The 20103-nt window shown below is 38.4% G+C and carries 10 protein-coding genes, 16 tRNA genes and 1 rRNA gene; 26 read left to right on the plus strand and 1 reads right to left on the minus strand.

Features of this window, described 5'->3' with window-relative positions; all coding sequences use genetic code 11:
• The 17 genes from rrf to ACIQAA_RS12365 form a co-directional block, all read left to right on the plus strand.
• A 5S ribosomal RNA gene (gene rrf, locus ACIQAA_RS12285) occupies window positions 1-94 on the plus strand; the annotation flags it as partial.
• Between the two features lie 17 nt (window positions 95-111).
• Window positions 112-186, plus strand: a tRNA-Asn gene (locus tag ACIQAA_RS12290).
• 9 nt (window positions 187-195) lie between these two features.
• Window positions 196-287, plus strand: a tRNA-Ser gene (locus ACIQAA_RS12295).
• Window positions 288-312: 25 nt separating this feature from the next.
• A tRNA-Glu gene (locus ACIQAA_RS12300) sits at window positions 313-387 on the plus strand.
• Between the two features lie 39 nt (window positions 388-426).
• Window positions 427-502 (plus strand) — tRNA-Val (locus ACIQAA_RS12305).
• Between the two features lie 43 nt (window positions 503-545).
• Window positions 546-619: transfer RNA gene (locus ACIQAA_RS12310), tRNA-Met, on the plus strand.
• Between the two features lie 3 nt (window positions 620-622).
• Window positions 623-699: transfer RNA gene (locus ACIQAA_RS12315), tRNA-Asp, on the plus strand.
• Window positions 700-728: 29 nt separating this feature from the next.
• Window positions 729-804, plus strand: a tRNA-Phe gene (locus tag ACIQAA_RS12320).
• A gap of 25 nt (window positions 805-829) precedes the next feature.
• Window positions 830-905, plus strand: a tRNA-Thr gene (locus ACIQAA_RS12325).
• 24 nt (window positions 906-929) lie between these two features.
• Window positions 930-1014, plus strand: a tRNA-Tyr gene (locus ACIQAA_RS12330).
• A 37-nt stretch (window positions 1015-1051) separates the two neighbouring features.
• Window positions 1052-1125 (plus strand) — tRNA-Trp (locus tag ACIQAA_RS12335).
• Between the two features lie 15 nt (window positions 1126-1140).
• Window positions 1141-1216, plus strand: a tRNA-His gene (locus ACIQAA_RS12340).
• A gap of 36 nt (window positions 1217-1252) precedes the next feature.
• A tRNA-Gln gene (locus ACIQAA_RS12345) sits at window positions 1253-1327 on the plus strand.
• Between the two features lie 4 nt (window positions 1328-1331).
• Window positions 1332-1406: transfer RNA gene (locus ACIQAA_RS12350), tRNA-Gly, on the plus strand.
• A 6-nt stretch (window positions 1407-1412) separates the two neighbouring features.
• Window positions 1413-1483, plus strand: a tRNA-Cys gene (locus ACIQAA_RS12355).
• A 39-nt stretch (window positions 1484-1522) separates the two neighbouring features.
• Window positions 1523-1608, plus strand: a tRNA-Leu gene (locus tag ACIQAA_RS12360).
• Between the two features lie 23 nt (window positions 1609-1631).
• Window positions 1632-1712: transfer RNA gene (locus ACIQAA_RS12365), tRNA-Leu, on the plus strand.
• Between the two features lie 290 nt (window positions 1713-2002).
• On the opposite strand, the gene ACIQAA_RS12370 is transcribed toward ACIQAA_RS12365, so the two are convergent.
• Window positions 2003-2680, minus strand: coding sequence for a YesL family protein (locus ACIQAA_RS12370; RefSeq protein ID WP_402619564.1), 678 nt, complete (start codon window positions 2678-2680; stop codon window positions 2003-2005).
• A 268-nt stretch (window positions 2681-2948) separates the two neighbouring features.
• Here ACIQAA_RS12370 and ACIQAA_RS12375 point away from each other — a divergent pair, with 268 nt between their 5' ends.
• The 9 genes from ACIQAA_RS12375 to yicI all read left to right on the plus strand — a co-directional run bounded on the left by ACIQAA_RS12375 (window position 2949) and on the right by yicI (window position 20075).
• Window positions 2949-5792 (plus strand): glycoside hydrolase family 3 protein, encoded by a 2844-nt coding sequence (locus ACIQAA_RS12375; protein WP_402619567.1) that lies wholly within the window; start codon window positions 2949-2951, stop codon window positions 5790-5792.
• Between the two features lie 83 nt (window positions 5793-5875).
• On the plus strand, window positions 5876-8221 hold the full coding sequence (locus ACIQAA_RS12380; RefSeq protein ID WP_402619569.1) for a glycoside hydrolase family 95 protein: 2346 nt from the start codon (window positions 5876-5878) through the stop codon (window positions 8219-8221).
• Window positions 8222-8261: 40 nt separating this feature from the next.
• The gene (locus tag ACIQAA_RS12385; RefSeq protein WP_402619572.1) at window positions 8262-10292 is read left to right on the plus strand and encodes a beta-galactosidase; all 2031 of its coding nucleotides are present in this window, start codon (window positions 8262-8264) and stop codon (window positions 10290-10292) included.
• Between the two features lie 169 nt (window positions 10293-10461).
• Window positions 10462-12249 (plus strand): cache domain-containing sensor histidine kinase, encoded by a 1788-nt coding sequence (locus ACIQAA_RS12390; protein WP_402619575.1) that lies wholly within the window; start codon window positions 10462-10464, stop codon window positions 12247-12249.
• Window positions 12242-13789, plus strand: a complete 1548-nt coding sequence (locus ACIQAA_RS12395; protein WP_402619577.1) for a response regulator transcription factor — start codon at window positions 12242-12244, stop codon at window positions 13787-13789. The genes ACIQAA_RS12390 and ACIQAA_RS12395 overlap by 8 nt, the downstream gene beginning before the upstream one ends.
• 157 nt (window positions 13790-13946) lie before the next feature.
• A complete protein-coding gene (locus tag ACIQAA_RS12400; protein ID WP_402619580.1) occupies window positions 13947-14912 on the plus strand; it encodes an ABC transporter permease in 966 nt (321 codons plus the stop codon).
• A gap of 12 nt (window positions 14913-14924) precedes the next feature.
• Window positions 14925-15839 (plus strand): carbohydrate ABC transporter permease, encoded by a 915-nt coding sequence (locus ACIQAA_RS12405; RefSeq protein WP_402619583.1) that lies wholly within the window; start codon window positions 14925-14927, stop codon window positions 15837-15839.
• 130 nt (window positions 15840-15969) lie between these two features.
• The gene (locus tag ACIQAA_RS12410; protein ID WP_402619585.1) at window positions 15970-17631 is read left to right on the plus strand and encodes an ABC transporter substrate-binding protein; all 1662 of its coding nucleotides are present in this window, start codon (window positions 15970-15972) and stop codon (window positions 17629-17631) included.
• Between the two features lie 119 nt (window positions 17632-17750).
• Window positions 17751-20075 (plus strand): alpha-xylosidase, encoded by a 2325-nt coding sequence (gene yicI / locus ACIQAA_RS12415; protein WP_402619588.1) that lies wholly within the window; start codon window positions 17751-17753, stop codon window positions 20073-20075.
• Window positions 20076-20103: the final 28 nt, after the last annotated feature.

The raw sequence follows: 20103 nt of genomic DNA on the forward strand, positions 1-20103 counted from the left end.
TCACACCCGTTCCCATACCGAACACGGAAGTTAAGCTTCTCAGCGCCGATGGTAGTTGGGACTTTGTCCCTGTGAGAGTAGGACGTTGCCAGGCTGCAATACTATTATTATTCCGCAGTAGCTCAGTGGTAGAGCTATCGGCTGTTAACCGATCGGTCGTAGGTTCGAGTCCTACCTGCGGAGCCATTCTTTTATGGAGAGCTGTCCGAGTGGCCGAAGGAGCACGATTGGAAATCGTGTAGGCGGGTAACCCTGTCTCAAGGGTTCAAATCCCTTGCTCTCCGCCATAAAAACACTGTCTATTATTAATTTGGCCCCTTGGTCAAGCGGTTAAGACACCGCCCTTTCACGGCGGTAACACGGGTTCGAATCCCGTAGGGGTCACCAAAGTTTTTTCGCGCTAGCGAAAATAACTATCCATTATTCGGAGGATTAGCTCAGCTGGGAGAGCATCTGCCTTACAAGCAGAGGGTCGGCGGTTCGATCCCGTCATCCTCCACCATGATATTTTCACTAGAGTGAAAATAATCTTCAATATTTATTGTCGCGGGGTGGAGCAGTCCGGTAGCTCGTCGGGCTCATAACCCGAAGGTCGCAGGTTCAAATCCTGTCCCCGCAATTCGGTCTGGTAGTTCAGTTGGTTAGAATGCCTGCCTGTCACGCAGGAGGTCGCGGGTTCGAGTCCCGTCCAGACCGCCATTTTCTTTATGAAATAGGCTTTATAGTGTGGCTCAGTAGCTCAGTCGGTAGAGCAAAGGACTGAAAATCCTTGTGTCGGCGGTTCGATTCCGTCCTGAGCCACCATTTTTATTCTATTGATTATATGCTTGCCGGTTTAGCTCAATTGGTAGAGCAACTGACTTGTAATCAGTAGGTTGGGGGTTCAAGTCCTCTAGCCGGCACCATTTGGTTTTTATCTCATAATATGTGGAGGGGTAGCGAAGTGGCTAAACGCGGCGGACTGTAAATCCGCTCCCTCAGGGTTCGGCGGTTCGAATCCGTCCCCCTCCACCAAGTTAATTTCATGATAGTGAAAATAAGCATTGTTTTTAGGGGTATAGTTTAAAGGTAGAACGAAGGTCTCCAAAACCTTTGGTGTGGGTTCAATTCCTACTACCCCTGCCAATTAATTTTATTATGGCGATTGTGGCGAAGTGGTTAACGCACCTGATTGTGGTTCAGGCATTCGTGGGTTCGATTCCCATCAGTCGCCCCATAAGACCATTTTTGGATGAAGATAAAAGATTATCATTGGGCTATAGCCAAGCGGTAAGGCATCGCACTTTGACTGCGACATGCGTTGGTTCAAATCCAGCTAGCCCAGCCAATTCGCGGAAGTAGTTCAGTGGTAGAACACCACCTTGCCAAGGTGGGGGTCGCGGGTTCGAATCCCGTCTTCCGCTCCATAATATGGCGGCATAGCCAAGTGGTAAGGCAGAGGTCTGCAAAACCTTTACCACCGGTTCGAATCCGGTTGCCGCCTTTAATTTTTCACTTGAGTTTTAATAGCGCATTTTATTGCGCCGGGGTGGCGGAACTGGCAGACGCACAGGACTTAAAATCCTGCGGTAGGTGACTACCGTACCGGTTCGATTCCGGTCCTCGGCATTATCTTTTAAAAATTTTATAATGCCGGTGTGGCGGAATTGGCAGACGCGCACGACTCAAAATCGTGTTCCTCTGGAGTGTCGGTTCGACCCCGACCACCGGTATCTAAAAACACTCACAAACGTTGTTTTAACAACATTTGTGAGTGTTTTTGTTTTAATATGCTTGAACTCTATTAAGCGCATCTAAGTCATCTGATTCCTCTTGAATTCGTTATATCAGGATAGCGGGGATCATACAATCCAAATGTACAACTATCGCTGCTCCTTCTATTAAAAGGGTGTTACTAGCTGGCGGTCAAAAGTAAGGTTAAATTAAGTCAACGAGACTAAAAAAGGAGACATTCATAGGAAAGATCGTTATCTTCCATGAAATGTCTAATTGCTAAAATATATTATTTCTGTACATTCAAGATGGTCGTAAACACTTTTTGGTACCCATAAAAACCTAGTATGGCAATAAAGGGTCCAGTGAAGAGAATGATCAGAAAGGGCAGATAGGTAAAACTAACATAAAGTATAAAAATGCATATTAATACGATTCCAAACGAGAATATAGGATTAGCAACCGTAATAATCAGAACATTTTTTAAGCTCTGTGTAAGTTTTGATTCAGTATGAACTGTGTCTGATAAAAAGTACAAAGTATAAAGTAACAAGAAGGCCAAAATAAATAAAACGATGTAATTTACAAAAGATACATCCGATTTCATGTATAGGAAATCAACTACTCCCACTAACCATAGGAAAGATAGAATAAGTCCGCCAGAGAGACTCCGTTTATAATTCTCTTTATAAAACCTCCAGAAGGATTTAACAATTTGTATTTCCTCCTTCATGAACCACTTCCTAACAACTCCGAACATTGCCGTAGTGGCAGGAAATAACAAGAATGGTGATAGCACTACTATAGTTAGTACTATCATAAGAACCTGACTTGTATGTTCAACAAGAACTAGAAGTATGCTTAGATAAGCTATAGGAAAAATAAAAACCAACCAAGTTATGTTTAATGAAGCTAAGTTAATAATCCATTCAAAAACGGGTTGAATTCTGCCAAATACATTATTCAACGACTCTCACTCCTCTTCTATTCTACTTTTCTCAATAAACCATATAAAGTTAACTTTGTAAATCAATAAATTTTTTGACCCTAATAATCAAATAAGCCAGTCACCGTTATCTCTAAATTACAATGGATAATTTCTATAATAATTGGGGTGTTTTGGTGTCGGGGAAAGATGCTAGAGTTAGGACAGCGGTTACATTCACTCCTTTTCTGTTTGTAACCGTTTCCTTAATGATGCTAAATATCAACTATATAGCGAGGATGAGAAATAGATGGAAAAAATAGCGGACAAAAAGATAGTTGAATTTCCCTTTCAAAATCCCGATTTACCATTGGAAGCTAGACTGAATGATCTTATTTCAAGATTAACATTTGAAGAAAAGGTTAATTTGATGTGTCAATATCAACCCGCAATTGATCGTCTGGGAATAAAAGCGCATAAACAAGGAACGGAAGCAGCGCATGGTATGGCTTGGTTAGGGAAGGCAACCACTTTTCCGCAGACCACAGGATTAGCTTGTACATGGAACCAAGAATTACTGCAGGAAGTTGGGGATGTCATTAGCAGTGAAGCCAGGGCTTTTTATAAGAAAAATCCAGAAGTAAATGGATTAACATTATGGGCTCCTACTGTTGATATGGAAAGAGACCCAAGGTGGGGAAGAACAGAAGAGGCATATGGTGAGGATCCCTATTTAACAGGGAAACTAACCGCTTCCCTAGTAAAAGGAATTCAGGGAGATCATCCGTTTTTCTTCAAAGCCGTTGCTACGCTAAAACATTTTCTAGCGAACAACAATGAGATTGACCGTGGCATCTGTTCGGCGAGTATTGATCCTAGAAATATGCACGAATATTATCTTAAAGCTTTTGAAGTGCCTTTTAAAGAAGGCGGTGCCTACTCCATGATGACGGCATATAATTCCATTAATGGGACACCGGCTATTCTTCATCCTTATGTCAAAGAAATTGTGAAAGAAAAATGGGGAATGAACGGATTCATAGTCAGTGATGCAGCAGATTTGTTAGGGGTTGTAAGAGAGCATGGGTATTATGATAATCATGCCCAATCGGTTGCTGATGCGATTAAAAATGGAATTGATAGTATGACAGATGATTTTGAGGAAACAACAAAGGCGATATTGGAAGCAGTGGAAAGAAAATTAATCAATGAAAATGACCTAGATTGTGCATTGAGAAATACGTTCCGAGTACGTTTTCGTTTGGGAGAATTTGACCCAGCAGAAAACAATCCATATTCAACAATCACTGAATCCATTATTTGTGATCCGAAACACGCTGAAATATCCAATCGAGCCGCTAAGGAATCGGTTGTTCTGTTAAAAAATGAAAATAACACTTTACCATTAAATGGGAGTGCTCTTAAAAAGGTATCAGTAATCGGACCATTAGGAAATATTGTTTATCGAGACTGGTATTCAGGAGATTTCCCTTATACCCTAACACCCTATGAAGGAATAAAAAGCAAGTTGGAAGGAAAGCAAGTAACATTCCATAGCGGAAATGATAAGATCCTGCTAAAACAGGGAACTGATTTTGTTGCTTTAGGAGCGGAAGAAAACAGTCCGCTAATCATCACTAAGCAAGAAAAACATGAAGCAGCACGGTTTGAGCTTTCAGATTGGGGATGGGGAAGCTATACAGTCCGTTCATTGGATAATGGTAAGTACGTAACAAGTGCTGACGATAAAAATATTGCTTCCTCAGCTGATGAAATCTATGGGTGGTTTGTAAAAGAGGTTCTACATTTCATACCTGAAAATGAAAGTAAGCTTACGCTGTCAACTTGGAATAATCATGCTGTCGTACTAGGTGAAAACGGCAGATTGCAAGTTTCTGAGAATCATGATAGCAGCAATGCTGTTTTACTTGAAAAAGAAATAATCGAAAATGGGCTGGAAGAAGCGGTTAAAGCAGCCAAAGAGTCGGATGTGGCGATTGTATTTGTCGGGAATAATCCTGTTGTTAATGGCAAGGAAGAAATTGACCGGCCAGATATTACCTTAGCCCAAGCACAAGAACGATTAATTAAAGAAGTATATAAGGTAAACCCTAATACCATTGTAGTCGTTGTTGGAAGTTACCCGTTTGCCATTAATTGGGTGGATGACAATATCCCAGCCATCCTTTACACCTCACATGGTGGTCAAGAATTGGGGAATGCCATAAGCGATGTATTATTTGGAGATTATAATCCAGCGGGCCGATTGAATATGACCTGGTACCGCTCGGTCAATCAATTACCCAGTATTTTAGACTACGACATTATTAAAGGTAAACGTACTTATCTGTACTTCGATGGAGATGTACTATACCCATTTGGCCACGGAAAATCATATTCAACTTTTGAATATAGTAATCTTAGACTAAGTGTTCATGAAATAACTGAACACGAAGAAGTAATCATAAGTGTTAACGTGAAAAATAAGGGCACCCTTGCTGGTGATGAGGTCGTACAACTATACTTCCGTTCACTAGATTCCCGCTTCCAAAGGCCGCTTAAACAGCTAATTGGTTTTAAAAGAGTTTCTATCAAAGCTGGGTATTCACAAGAAGTACAATTTAGCATAAATGCCAGCGAACTAGCGGTTTGGGATGTTACAAGGGATAAATATTGTGTGGAATCAGGCGTATATGAGTTAATGGTTGGAAAATCATCCTCTGATATACAGCTGAAGGAACGACTAAAGGTTAACGGGGAAACCATCCCTTTACGAAATCTTTACGTGAATACCAGAGCAGAAAACTATGATGATTATGACGGGACTATCATAAATGAGTGTAAAGAAGGCGGTCATTCCGTCCAGATGAAAACAGGGTCTTGGATTATGTTTTCCGATATAGATGCTAGCAGGGGCTTACAATCGATTGAAGTTCGTGCTGCCAACCAATCGAAAAAAGCTGAGATTGATATTTATCTAGGACATCCTGGGGGAGAAAAGATTGGCCAGCTCGTGGTCAATAACACAGGAGGCAGTCAAAGCTGGCATACGGTAACGGGCGCAGTTACATTACCTGAAAACGCCGTAAATACCAAGATTTATTTTGTAAGTAATGGTGAGATATTGATCAGTTATTTCCGTTTCATTGCTTAGTGGTATCGAGACTAAGGCTATAAAGGTGAAAGGTCAGGTGGGCAGGCATTGCCTACTGACCTTTTCAGATTAGAGGTGAAATAATGGGAAACGCCAAAAGTAATGATTTGAAATTATGGTATACATCTCCAGCCTCAAAGTGGGAGGAAGCAGTACCTATCGGAAATGGAAGAGTAGGAGCCATGGTTTTCGGGGGTGCAAAGTACGAAAAAATTCAATTAAATGAAGATACACTGTGGTCGGGTGAACCAGGAGCTAAGATAAATAAAAATGCCCTTCATACGTTAGAGAAGGCAAGAGAGCTTATATTTAAAGGTGAGTATTTTGAGGCTGAACAATTAATAGAGAAAAATATGGTTGGAGAAGATTGTGAAGCCTACCAGCCTCTAGGTGATTTGACCATTGAACATAATTGTGAAGGGGCAGTAACAAGCTTTCGGCGTGAATTAGACTTACAACGTGCTGTTGCCTTGACTGAATATCAGATTAAGGATTGTACGTATCGCAGGGAAACGTTTATAAGTTACCCTGATCAGGTTCTTGCTATTAGGATAAAAGCTTTAGGTCCAAACAATCCTGCTATAAACCTGAAAGTTCATCTAGACTCATTACACCCGTATGTATTAACAGAAACCAATAACAAGCAGCTAATTCTGAATGGGAAAAGCCCTATTTCTGTAAAAAATCCTGGTGAGATTTTATACGATGAACATCGAGGCTTGAGGTTTCAAATACATCTGCTAAGTTCGACAGCATATGGGAACCTTTCTGTGTCAGATGGAACAATGGATATTACAGGTGAAAATGAAGTTATCTTACTGCTAACTGCTAAAACAAATTTTACAACCTTTAATGAAATCCCAAACCTGGATTTAAGCAAAGTTGAAAATCAATGTCAGACGATTTTAACTACCGCATTAGAAAAAGGTTTTGATGAATTAATGCTTCGTCATATTGAAGATCATCAGGCTTTATTTAATCGTGTTTGCCTATTTCTAGATGGAGAGGAACAATATGAAGAACTGCCTACAAACGAAAGGCTGGAACGTTATAAAAGCAACCGGAATGATTGTTCACTGGAGGCTCTGTATTTCCAGTACGGACGGTATTTGATGATTGCATGTTCTAGACCCGGTACTCAGGCAGCAAATCTGCAAGGAATATGGAACCCGTATATTCAACCACCCTGGAATAGTGACTATACGACCAATATAAATACGGAAATGAACTATTGGCCAGCGGAAGTATGTAATTTATCAGAATGTCATGAACCTCTTTTTACTATGATCGAGGATTTATGCCTAACAGGAGAAAAAACAGCAAAAGAATTATATGGAGCAAGGGGCTTTGCTGTTCACCATAATGTTGATTTATGGCGGAAGTCTACTCCTACAACCGGCCAGGCATCATGGGCCTTTTGGCCAATGGCCGGGGCTTGGCTGACAAGTCATTTATGGGAGCATTTTTTATTCACTAGGGACGAAGGATTCCTTAAGGAAATAGCCTACCCATTAATGAAAAGCGCTGCACAGTTTTGCTTAGATTGGTTAATAGAGGGACCAAACGGGTACTTAGTTACAAATCCATCAACATCACCGGAAAATAAATTTCTTTCCCATAATGGTAAGCCAACAGCTGTTTCCTACGCCTCAACAATGGATGTAACGTTGATTAGAGAGTTATTTCTTAATTGTCTTAATGCAGCTCAAGAATTAAGCATTCAAGATGATTTCTGCATTGAAATTTCCCATGCATTAGAACGGCTGGTGCCATTCAAGATTAATTCTAATGGACGTTTGCAGGAATGGGTGGAGGATTTCCCTGAACATGAACCTGGTCATAGACATGTATCACATTTATATGGATTATACCCAGGCAGTCAGATTAATCATCTAGCGACCCCGCATTTAGTTGAGGCCACACAGAATTCTTTAACCTCTCGCTTGGAGAACGGGGGCGGGCATACCGGCTGGAGTTGTGCTTGGCTAATAAATCTTTTTGCTCGTCTTCACGATGCCAGAAATGCACATTTATATGTACAAACATTATTAGCACGTTCCACACATCCGAATCTTTTCGATGATCATCCTCCCTTCCAAATTGATGGGAACTTCGGCGGGACAGCAGGAATTGCAGAGATGCTAGTCCAAAGTCATTTGGGAAAAATTGAACTCTTACCCGCATTACCTGATGTATGGGGGAGTGGTAGAGTCAGCGGCTTAAGAACAAGAGGTGGTTTTGAGGTAAAGATGGAGTGGGCTGAAGGCCAACTAAAAATAGCAGAAATAACATCAAGTGTTCAATGCCAGCTAAAAGTTTCATATAAGGGTAAAAAAATAAGAATGGTAAAAGAAGATGGTACAGTTGTAACAGCTAATGAGCTGACAGTAGGGAAAAAAGAAACCATTAAAGTTATGGCACTGGAGTAAATAGCAGGGCTTGTAAAACTGCAGATGAGGAGGGAAAGGTATGATTAGTACTAAAATCTCAAAAATGATTTATGGTGGAGACTACAACCCAGAACAGTATGACAGAGACACCATGTACGAAGATATAAGGATGTTTAAAAAGGCTAAAATTGACTTTGTTCGAGTAAATATATTTGCGTGGGCCACCTCACAAAAGGACGAGGTTTCCTATGATTTTACCTGGTTAGATGAAGTGATTGACACTTTATATGACAATGGCATCCAAGTTGGGATTGGAACAGGAACAGCAGCCCATCCGGCCTGGATGGCAAAGAAGTACCCTGATATCCTTAGAACTGAATTCGATGGAAAGAAAAGGAAGTTTGGCGGCAGACATAATTCATGTCCAAACAGTCTTACCTACCGAAAATTTGCCTCTCTGTTTGTTGAAAAACTAGTTGACCGCTATCAAGATCATCCGGCAGTACTGCTTTGGAATATATCGAATGAATGGGGCGGCGCCTGCTATTGCGAAAATTGTGAGAAGGAATTTCGTGTTTGGCTAAAAAAGAGATACCAATCATTAGATAACGTTAATAGAGCGTGGAATACTAGCTTTTGGGGACATACGTTTTACGATTGGGATGAAATTGTAACACCCAATCTTTTAAGTGAGCACTTCGGAGAAAGGCAAACGATGTTTCAAGGGATATCATTAGATTATGCCAGGTTTAATTCTGACAGTATGCTAGAATGCCATAAAATGGAGTATGAATTGATTAAAAAAGCCATACCGGAAACGATTGTTACAACCAATCTTATGGGCGCTTATAAACCATTAGATTATCAGAAATGGGCCCCTTATATGGATGTAATCGCTTGGGACAATTATCCCTCTATGGATACACCTGTAAGTTATACAGCAATGATGCATGATTTAATGCGAGGGTTAAAGAATGGCGACCCATTTATGTTAATGGAACAAACACCAAGTCAACAAAATTGGCAGCCATACAACTCTTTAAAGCGTCCAGGTGTGATGCGCTTATGGAGCTATCAGGCAGTTGCTCATGGGTCTGATTCCGTACTCTTTTTCCAAATGAGACGCTCCAGAGGGGCTTGTGAAAAATTTCATGGCGCTGTGATCGAACATGTTGGACATGAAAATACGAGAGTTTTCCGTGAAGTAGCAGAACTGGGGGATGAACTTACTCAATTACATGATAGGTTACTAGATTCAAGAGTTAACGCTAAAGCAGCGATTGTATTTGACTGGGATAACTGGTGGGCTGTTGAATATTCAAGTGGTCCGTCCATAGCATTGAAATATGTAGATGAAGTCCATAAATACTACAAAGCATTGTTTGATATGAATATTCAAGTGGATATTGTAAGTGTAGAAGCAGATTTAACTCAATACAAAGTTGTCATCGCACCCGTTTTGTATATGGTAAAGCCGGGATATGCTAAAAAGATAGAGGGATTTGTAGAAAATGGCGGGACATTTCTAACCACCTTCTTTAGTGGAATCGTAGACGAAAATGATCTTGTCGCGCTTGGAGGATACCCTGGTGAACTGCGTAAGGTATTAGGAATTTGGTCTGAAGAAATTGACGCACTTGCTCCAGAACATAGTAATAAGATTGTGATTGAGAAGGAATATGGCAATTTAAAGGGGACGTACACCTGTAATCTGTTATTTGACCTTATTCATTCTGAAGGTGCTGAGGTAATCGCAACGTATGGAGAAGATTTCTACCAGGGAAGACCAGTGGTAACAATGAATAGGTTTGGCAAAGGGCAAGCATGGTATATTGCCTCAAGTCCTGAACAACCATTTTTAGCAGATTTAATGAATGAAATTGTTGAGGAAAAGGGAATTAAAAACGAAATTGCAGCAAATAAACATGGAATAGAAATAACAAAACGAACAAAGGGAGATAAAGTTTTTATTTTTGTATTAAATCATAATAGTAATTCCGTAAGTGTTGAACTGCCTGGTATAAAAGGTGTTAATCTATTAACCCAAAGTGATGTAGCGGAATCTATTGAACTTGGTTCATTTGATGTAGCTATTATTGAACAATGGTAAAGGGAACAAACAGAGGGGCTATAGCTATAAATAGCCTCTTTGTTTATAGGAACTTTTTTTATCACCATAAATAATTGCTAATCTTATAAACTACTATAGAATAATAAATATACATGTAAGGTTATCAATTAAAGCGCTTACGCGTAATCGTTTTGGTGGTGCAATTTTAATGAAAAAAATTAAAAACTATTTTAATAATATGAAGCTCCATTCTAAGTTAGTATTTTGTTTTATCATAGCCGTTTTCATTCCCCTGCTCACTGTTGGTTCCTTTTTAACACATGAATTAAGATCGAATGCTCTTTCTGATACAAAAGAACAAGTGTCATCAGATTTAGAAAGGGTTAAAAAGCGAACGGCGGAGACACTGGAAAAGGCGATTTATGTATCAAATAACTTAACTTTAGATACTGAGCTAAAGGAAATAGTCAATACACAATATCGTACCATTCATGAGGTTGTTTCAGCCTATAATCATTATCAAAAATTCGAAGAGTATCTTAAAACCTATCAAGAGATTTCTAATATACGTGTTTATACAAATAATAAAACAATGTTAAATAACTGGAGGTTTATGCCGGAAAACACGATTAATAGTGATTTTTGGTATCGTTCAGCTAAAGAGGCTCATGGATTAATAGGGTGGTATTATATCCCAGATGAGACAAAAAAGAACCGAAAATTTTTAAGTTTAGTACGTAATATAAATTACCACGATTATAAAACAAATGCTGTGCTTGTTATAAATGTTAACAATAATCATCTATACGATATGCTTAGCCAAGAACGAACGCCAGTTATGATACTCGATGATAATAATTTTATTGTCGTTTCTAATCGGAAAAAATTTATCGGTAAAAAAATCGATGAAGTTGTAAAGATTGATGTCCCTCCTAGTGAATGGGCAGGTACGTTCACTGGAGAGGTTGATGGAGAAAAATCAGAGGTTCTTGTCGATATCTTATTACCTGAGATTAGTTCTAACAAGGTAAGGTTCGTTTCGGTTATACCTAAGAAGATCATTATGGCAGATGCAAACCGATTTTTACTATTGGGCTTAGTTGTAATCGTATTTAGTTTAGTTATCGCTATCATGTTAATCTACTTCTTCTCAAAACTTTTAGCAAACAGGTTCCTTAAACTAGGTGAACAAATCGATACGATTTCAGAAGGGAATTTAACCGTTGATATCCATGTGGATGGAGAAGATGAGATAGGGTTATTATCAAACCAAGTAAATCACATGGTTCGAAATATTAAAGAGCTAATAGATGAAGTGGAGAAAGCACATATCAAAAACAACATTTTAGAGAAGCGTCAACAGGAAATTAAACTGAAAATGATGGCTAGTCAAATAAACCCTCATTTCCTATTCAATGCTCTAGAATCGATTAGAATGAAAGCTCATATGAAAGGCGAAAAGGAAATAGCAGGGGTGGTCAAGCTGCTCGGAAAATTAATGAGAAAAAGTATTTCTGTTACAGGAGAAATGATAACGTTACAAAGTGAAATAGAATTAGTCAAGTGTTACCTTGACATTCAAAAGTTCCGTTATGATGATCGTTTATCCTATTCATTAAATATTGATCCCAATACAGAAAATATTTCAATACATCCTCTTATTATACAGCCTCTCGTAGAGAATGCAGTACTTCACGGTTTAGAAGACCAATCACATGGGGGAACTGTAGAAATTACCACAAAGTTGATGGGAGAGGAATTACATGTAATCGTTTCGGATAATGGCAAAGGTATCAGTGATGATAAAGTAGTATCCATTAACAAAGTACTAGAAAAAACAGAAGATAATAGAGGCAATAGAATTGGATTAGTTAATGTGCATCAAAGGCTTACACTTACATTTGGAGAACAAAGCGGTCTTTCCATTAAGAGCAATCCTAATAGTGGGACAAAGGTGTCATTTGTCATACCAGTAAGGGGGAATAATCATGTATAACGTGTTATTAGTTGATGACGAGCCAATGATTCGAGAAGGAATGAAAACAATTATACCGTGGGAAGATTTTGGTTACCAAGTAATCGATACCGCAAGAGATGGTAAAGAGGCTTTAGAAAAATTTAGGACAAATGAAATACACTTAATGATCGTCGATATACGGATGCCAAAGATGAGCGGTTTAGAACTAATTGAAACCATTAGAAAAGAGGATGTTAAGGTACAGTTTATTATTTTGAGTGGATATGCTGATTTCGAATATGCCCAAAAGGCTATACGAGAAAATGTAGCTGGTTATTTATTAAAACCTGTCGAGGAAGAGGATTTGATTGGTTTTATTCAACGAATTAAGCTGAGTTTAGACAAGGATCAATCAGATAATCAGGTTAGGACTGTCAGTTTACAGGAAGTCAGACATACTGTATTACAGACGATTATTGAAAGAAATGAAAAGGTGTCTAGTGAGGAAGTATATGGGGATATTTCCGAACTTGGATTGGATGGAAGGTTCTATCAGCTGGTGATGATACGGCTGTTTCACAATACTAACCTAGAACTTGAGGATTTTAGACAGCTATTAGCACAAGATCTTGAAGGGAATTGGGGCTATTTATTTATTAAAGATCATTATCTTTGTATCTTGCTAAAAAACATAAGACCAAGCCTAAAATCTTATAACGAACTGTACGATATAGTGAAAAGCTATCTTAAAAACTCGTCAATTGTTATGTGCTTAAGTGAAGTCTTTACTGAGATTAGCAGTTTAGGTACAGAGTATAGGAGTACAAAGACTAGACTTGATTTGCAATTCTTTTATAAAGAGACAAAATTTCTTAGAACGGACTCAGAACTTGTTTTCCAGCCTAAAGAGGAATACCTGCCGGATGTGCCGTCAAATGAGTTTCCAGTGCATTCTTTTGCGGAAAAATTATATTTTGCCCTTGATGCGTTAAATGAAAAAGCAATGAAAGACGAAATTATCAATGCTGCACAAACGATGATTAATAACCATCATACGGAAGAGCAAATTAAAATCAATTATATACGCTTACTATCTCTAGTTTTTAGTAAATGTTCAGTAAATAAGCCAGAGCTTGGCGACACATTATCCGATGTAACCGCAGAGCTACATAAAATAAATAGGGAAGCGACTATAAATTCACTGCTGGAGTTTATTTATAGTTTACTAAATAAAGTTATTACTAGTCTCAACGTTGGGGATCATGAAGATCAACTAAAAAAACTTGTGGATTTCATTCATCGTAACTATCCGGAAAATTTAAGGCTTGAAAATCTTGCTAAGGTATTCGATTATAACAGTGCCTACTTAGGTAAAATTTTTAAGAACCATACAGGGGAATATTTTAATACCTATCTAGATAAGGTCAGAATGGAAAATGCAAAAAAATTATTAGCTGGAGGTATGAAGGTTTATCAAGTAGCTGAAAAGGTTGGCTACTCGAATGTAGATTATTTCCATAATAAATTTAAAAAATATATAGGAATGTCTCCGAGTAATTTTAGAAAGGAGAAGCTGTAACGTACACGATACATTCGTTGTACGTTCTTTTATTTTTACTAAACCTATGAAGTTACTTATATCAAAATTTTATATGATTTTTGTTTTAATTTGTTAGGTATTATGCCCATCGTGAATGCGCTATCATTGGTATATAAGTAAGGAGGAGGTCTAATGCGTGAAAGCGGTTACTAGCGAAGAGAAATCAATTACGATTATTCAAAAACCGAAAAAAAAGAGCTTCTGGAAAACATTTGTGCAACAGAAATATTTATATTTGATGTCTGTCCCTTTTGTCCTTTTAGTTATTGTTTTTAATTATTTTCCATTATGGGGATGGTCAATGGCATTTCAAAATTATAAGCCAGCTCTATCTCTTTTCCAGCAAGAATGGGTCGGGTTCGAACATTTTATTGAACTGTTTTCAGACGAACGGTTTTATCGGGCACTAAGAAATACACTTGGTATGAGTGTTCTTGGATTAACGGTAGGTTTTGTAATGCCGATTATCTTTGCAGTCCTATTAAATGAAGTAAGGTTATCCATATTTAAACGAACAGTCCAGACGATTACTTATTTGCCACATTTCGTATCTTGGGTTGTTGTGGCTGGCATCGTGACAAAAATGCTCTCTACGGATGGTGGAGTGATTAATGAAATGTTGGTAAGTTTAGGTATTCTTGATAAACCTACCCAATTTATGGCAGAAGGTACGTATTTTTGGGGAATCGTTGTAGCCTCTGATATTTGGAAAGAGATGGGATGGAATGCGATCATTTTCCTTGCTGCAATCTCAGGGATTGACTCTCAGCTATATGAGGCAGCAAAGGTAGATGGTGCAGGCCGGTTAAGACAAATTTGGCATGTAACGCTGCCAGGTATAAGGCCCACGATACTCGTTTTATTAATTTTAAATATCGGCCATTTAACTAGCATTGGGTTTGAGAAACAAATGCTGTTAGGAAATAACTTAGTTGTTGATTATGCAGAAGTACTAGATTTGTATGCATTGAATTATGGAATTGGGTTAGGTCGATTCTCATATGGTACTGCAATCGGCATATTTAACTCTGTAATTAGTATTATTCTATTATTTGTGGCCAATGGAATTTTCAAGAAATACTCGAACTCCAGTGTAATGTAAGGAGGAACAAAATTGAGAAGACATAATACACTTCACAAAACAGTACTGAAAGATCGTTTGTTTGATAGTTTTATATATATCTATTTGCTCTTTATTTCGGTAGTAACCTTATATCCTTTTTTAAACGTATTAGCCATTTCCTTGAATGAGTCACTAGATACGGTCCGAGGCGGGATATATATATGGCCAAGATCGTTTACATTAGACAATTATAAAGAAATATTCCAATACGATAACTTGATTACAGGATTTATAAACTCAGCTTCTCGTACCGTTATTGGGACAATCCTAGGAGTACTTTCTTCTGCTATGGTTGCATACACACTAAGCCGTGCGGACTTTCAAGGCAGGAAATGGTTCTCAACCATTATTGTACTAACGATGTATTTCTCAGGCGGTCTGATTCCGGGTTACATGTTAATTAGAGATTTAGGATTAATTAATAGTTATTGGGTCTACATTATCCCGGGTATTGTAAATGCATTTAATATTATCATTGTTCGGTCGTTTATGGATGGACTTCCCTATGCTTTGCAAGAATCTGCAAAGATTGATGGGGCAAATGACTTTACAATCTTCTGGAAAATTATCATGCCATTGTGTAAGCCTGTTTTGGCAACGGTTGCGTTATTCGTTGCTGTTGGGCATTGGAACTCCTGGTTTGATACTTATTTATACAATAGCATGAATGAAAATTTGACTACCTTGCAATATGAATTAATGAAAATCTTACAAAACACGTCAATGGGGAGTACGGATCCTAATTCGATGAAAGGGATGACGGCGGACCAATTAAAAACATTTGTTTCTCCTGAATCCATAAAAATGGCCATTTCAATTGTCACGATTGTTCCCATCTTAGTCATTTATCCTTTTGTTCAAAAGTATTTTGTTCAAGGAATGACGATTGGTGCAGTAAAAAGTTAGGGTGACGGTAAGGACAACTTGTCAATTTTAACGTAACTGTAGGAGGTGATTGACGAAATAAAGGGTAGAGTATAGATGATATAATGATTCGTCGATGTAAATACCAATAAGAGACTATAGGGGGATATACATGAAAAAGCGTATTAGCAAAATCACTTTGTTATTAGCTGCTTGTTTTGTACTGATTGTTTCTGGCTGTACAAGTAAATCTAATAGTGATGGTGAGAAAAATAAAGAAGGACTAACAGAGTTCACATTATTCAGCGCTGATCCACATGCCCAGTGGGATGATATGAGCAGCCCTGTCAGCAAATTAGTAAAAGAAAAAACAGGAGTAACATTAAAACCTGAATTTGACGTAAATGGTGGAGACCAAAAAATTGCCTTAATGGTTGCAAGTGGCGAATACCCGGACTTAATCACACCAAAAGGCGGAGCAGGTACATTAGTTGAAGCGGGCGCACTTATCGATCTTACTGACCTTATAGAAGAGCATGCTCCAAACTTGAAAAAAATCTATGGTGATTACATGAACCGTTTAAAATGGAGCAGTAAAGACGAATCTATCTACATTTTGCCAACAACTCCAGTAGATACACAATATTTTAGTCCAGGCCATGGTGTTGGACTACAGCACTCAGTGGTAAAGGAACTAGGATTTCCTGAAATTAAAACGCTAAAGGATTATGAAAATGCGATTAAACAATATAAAGAAAAATACCCAGAAGTAAATGGGCAGCCTACTATTGGATTATCATTACTCGCAGATGATTGGCGCATTATGATTTCTACCACTAACCCAGCTTTCTGGACAACAGGATTATCAGATGATGGTGAATTCTATGTTGATCCAAAAACATATGAAGCCATCTTCCATTACAAACGTCCGGAAGAAAAAGAGTATTTCCGTTGGTTAAACCATATGAATGCTGAAGGATTATTAGACCCAGAAAGCTTTGTTCAAAAATATGACCAATACTTAGCAAAATTATCTTCTGGCCGTGTATTAGGGATTATTGATGATGATTGGCAATTTGCTGAGGCACAGCGCTCATTACGTGAACAGGGCTTACATGACAAAATGTATGGTTTATATCCTGCAACGTTAACGGAGGATATGAAACACGCAAATTTCCAAGATGCTGGTTATCTAGCAGGTTGGGGTATTGGTATTACAGTTGATTGTGAGGATCCAGTTGCAGCAATTAAGTTCCTTGATTATCTTGCTTCTGAAGAAGGTCAAATTCTTCAAAACTGGGGAATTGAAGGTGAACACTACACGATCGAAGATGGTAAACGTGTGATTTCTGATGAAGAAATGGATAAAAGAAATAACAATGCAAATTATGTGAAAGAAACTGGAATTGGTGTTCTAAAAGGGTTTGCACCGGCTTATGGTGATGGTGTTCTAGACTCCAATGGACAGACCTATACCATCGCCTCTCCAGAGCAAGTACAAGATTCTTATACGGATGTAGAAAAAGAGGTCCTTTCTAATTTTGGAGTCAAAATGTGGAAAGAATTATATCCACAAAAAGATGAATTCCCTGTAAAACCTTGGGGGGTATCCTTTAATATCCAAGTTCCAAGTGATTCAGACTTAGCACTAATCGAACAAAAAGTACTAGATATCGTGAAGAAACGTATTCCTGAGGCAATTCTAGCAAAGCCTGCTGACTTTGATAAAATCTATGATAGCTTCTTAAAAGAAATTGATAAGGCTGGTGCAAAAGAAGCAGAAGCAATGCGTACGGATCTAATTAAAGAAAGAGTAGAGCTTTGGAATAACTAAAATCGACTAGGTGAATAAGAAACAAAATAAGAGACCCAAGTCACATCTGGGTCTCTTTTAACAAAATGGTATTTATTTTTTATAGATTAAATGGATTCAATAAATTACGAGGTGAAATCATGAAATTTACAGACGGTTATTGGTTAATTCGAGAAGGACTCGAGCTGATTTCTGGGGTGCAGTTTTTTAAAGCAACACAATCCGGAAACACACTAAAGGTATTAGTTGCGCCGAAGGATCTATCCGACCGTGCATTCCAGTTAGATACAGCATTATTGACAGTTGAATTCTCAGCACCAATTGAAGATGCGATTCGTGTAAAAATAGTACACCATAAAGGGAAAGTTAAGCGTGGACCGGAATTCAATTTATTTAAAAAGCAAGTCCCTGTTTCAATAGAGGAAAGGGAAGACCAAATTCATTTTACTAGCGGGAAAATGAGTGCAGTTATAAATAAAAAAGGACCATGGGAAGTTAAATACTATTATAATGGCAAAAAAATGACGGCCAGTGGTTATAAGGCAATGACTCATATAACCGAAAGTGCTAATAAAAGAACCTATGTGAGAGAGGAACTGAATTTAGGTGTTGGGGAAAATATTTACGGTCTTGGAGAACGATTTACATCATTTGTGAAAAATGGCCAAGTAGTTGAATTATGGAACCAGGATGGCGGTACGGCATCACAGCAATCCTATAAAAATATCCCTTTTTACCTATCCAATAAAGGTTATGGAGTATTTATTAACCATCCAGAAAATGTTTCCTTAGAAATCGCTTCAGAAAAAGTATCAAAAGTTCAATTCAGCGTTAAGGGGGAATCATTAGAATACGTTATTTTTGGCGGAGAAACATTGAAAAATGTTATATCCAATTATACAACCTTAACAGGGAAACCTGCATTGCCGCCGGCTTGGTCATTTGGACTATGGTTATCTACCTCATTTACGACAAACTATGATGAAGAAACGGTTAATAGTTTCGTAGAAGGAATGCGGGAAAGAGATATCCCATTATCTGTTTTCCATTATGATTGTTTCTGGATGGAGGCGTTAAACTGGACCGACTTTGAATGGGATCAGAAAATGTTTCCTGATCCAGATGGAATGTTAAAACGGATGAAAGAGAAGGATTTAAAAATTTGTGTTTGGATTAATCCGTATATTGCTCAAGAATCCAAACTATTTGATGTAGCCGCTGCTAACGGCTATCTTATTAAACGACCTAATGGAGATGTGTGGCAGTGGGATCGATGGCAGCCAGGCATGGGAATTGTGGATTTCACAAATCCGGCTGCTTGTGAATGGTATGCCAGCCATCTTAGAAGATTAGTAGGTATGGGTGTTGATTCCTTTAAGACTGATTTTGGTGAAAGAATACCTGTGGATGTTGTTTACTATGATGGTTCAGACCCAGACAAAATGCACAATTATTATACGTTTTTATATAACAAAGTAGTATTTGATGTATTAAAGGATAAGCTCGGAGAGGGTGAGGTAACCTTATTTGCCAGGTCAGCCACTGCGGGCGGCCAACAATTCCCAGTCCATTGGGGCGGTGATTGTGATGCTACCTATGAATCAATGGCTGAAAGTATCAGAGGGGGATTGTCACTTGGATTGACAGGTTTTGGATTTTGGAGTCATGATATTGGCGGATTTGAAAGTACAGCGCCAGCTGATTTATTTAAGCGCTGGGTTGCATTTGGCCTGCTATCAAGTCATAGCCGTTTACACGGCAGTAAGTCTTACCGGGTACCTTGGGCATATGATGACGAAGCAGTAGAGGTAACAAAATTCTTTACGAAATTAAAGGCAAAATTAATGCCGTATATTTTTAATTCAGCGAATGAATCCTCTACACTAGGACTTCCAATGATGAGAGCAATGCTTCTTGAATTCCAAGAAGATTTGGCAGCGGAAGCACTTGATAGGCAATATATGTTTGGGGATTCCCTGCTTGTAGCTCCTATTCTAAATGAAGAAGGGGATGCCTCCTTTTATCTCCCTAAAGGGAAATGGACCCACCTATTAACAAATGAAATAGTGGAAGGCGGAACATGGATCCATGAAAATCATGATTATTTGAGTCTTCCATTATATGCACGTCCTAACTCGATCATCGCAATAGGTTCAGATGAATACCATGCAGATTATGATTATGCGGATAATGTGGAACTTCATCTTTTCCAGCTAGAAGATGGAAAAACGATCAGTGCTACTGTCCGTAATCAAAAATCAGAGATAGAATTAGCTGTCACAGCAGCTCGTTTTGGAAAAGAACTCGTGGTAAATGTTACTGAAACAAAAGGAAAACCTTGGTGCATGGTAGTAAGAGGCATTTCAGTATTAAGCAAGACTGATAATGTAACAGTTGAAGCGACTGAGCTGGGTATGAAACTGATACCAGAACAAGGCAGCCAAAGTTTTACAGTTGGCCTGTAACCAAATAGGTTAATGACAAGAGGACATA

This window comes from Neobacillus sp. NPDC093182 (assembly GCF_044754045.1).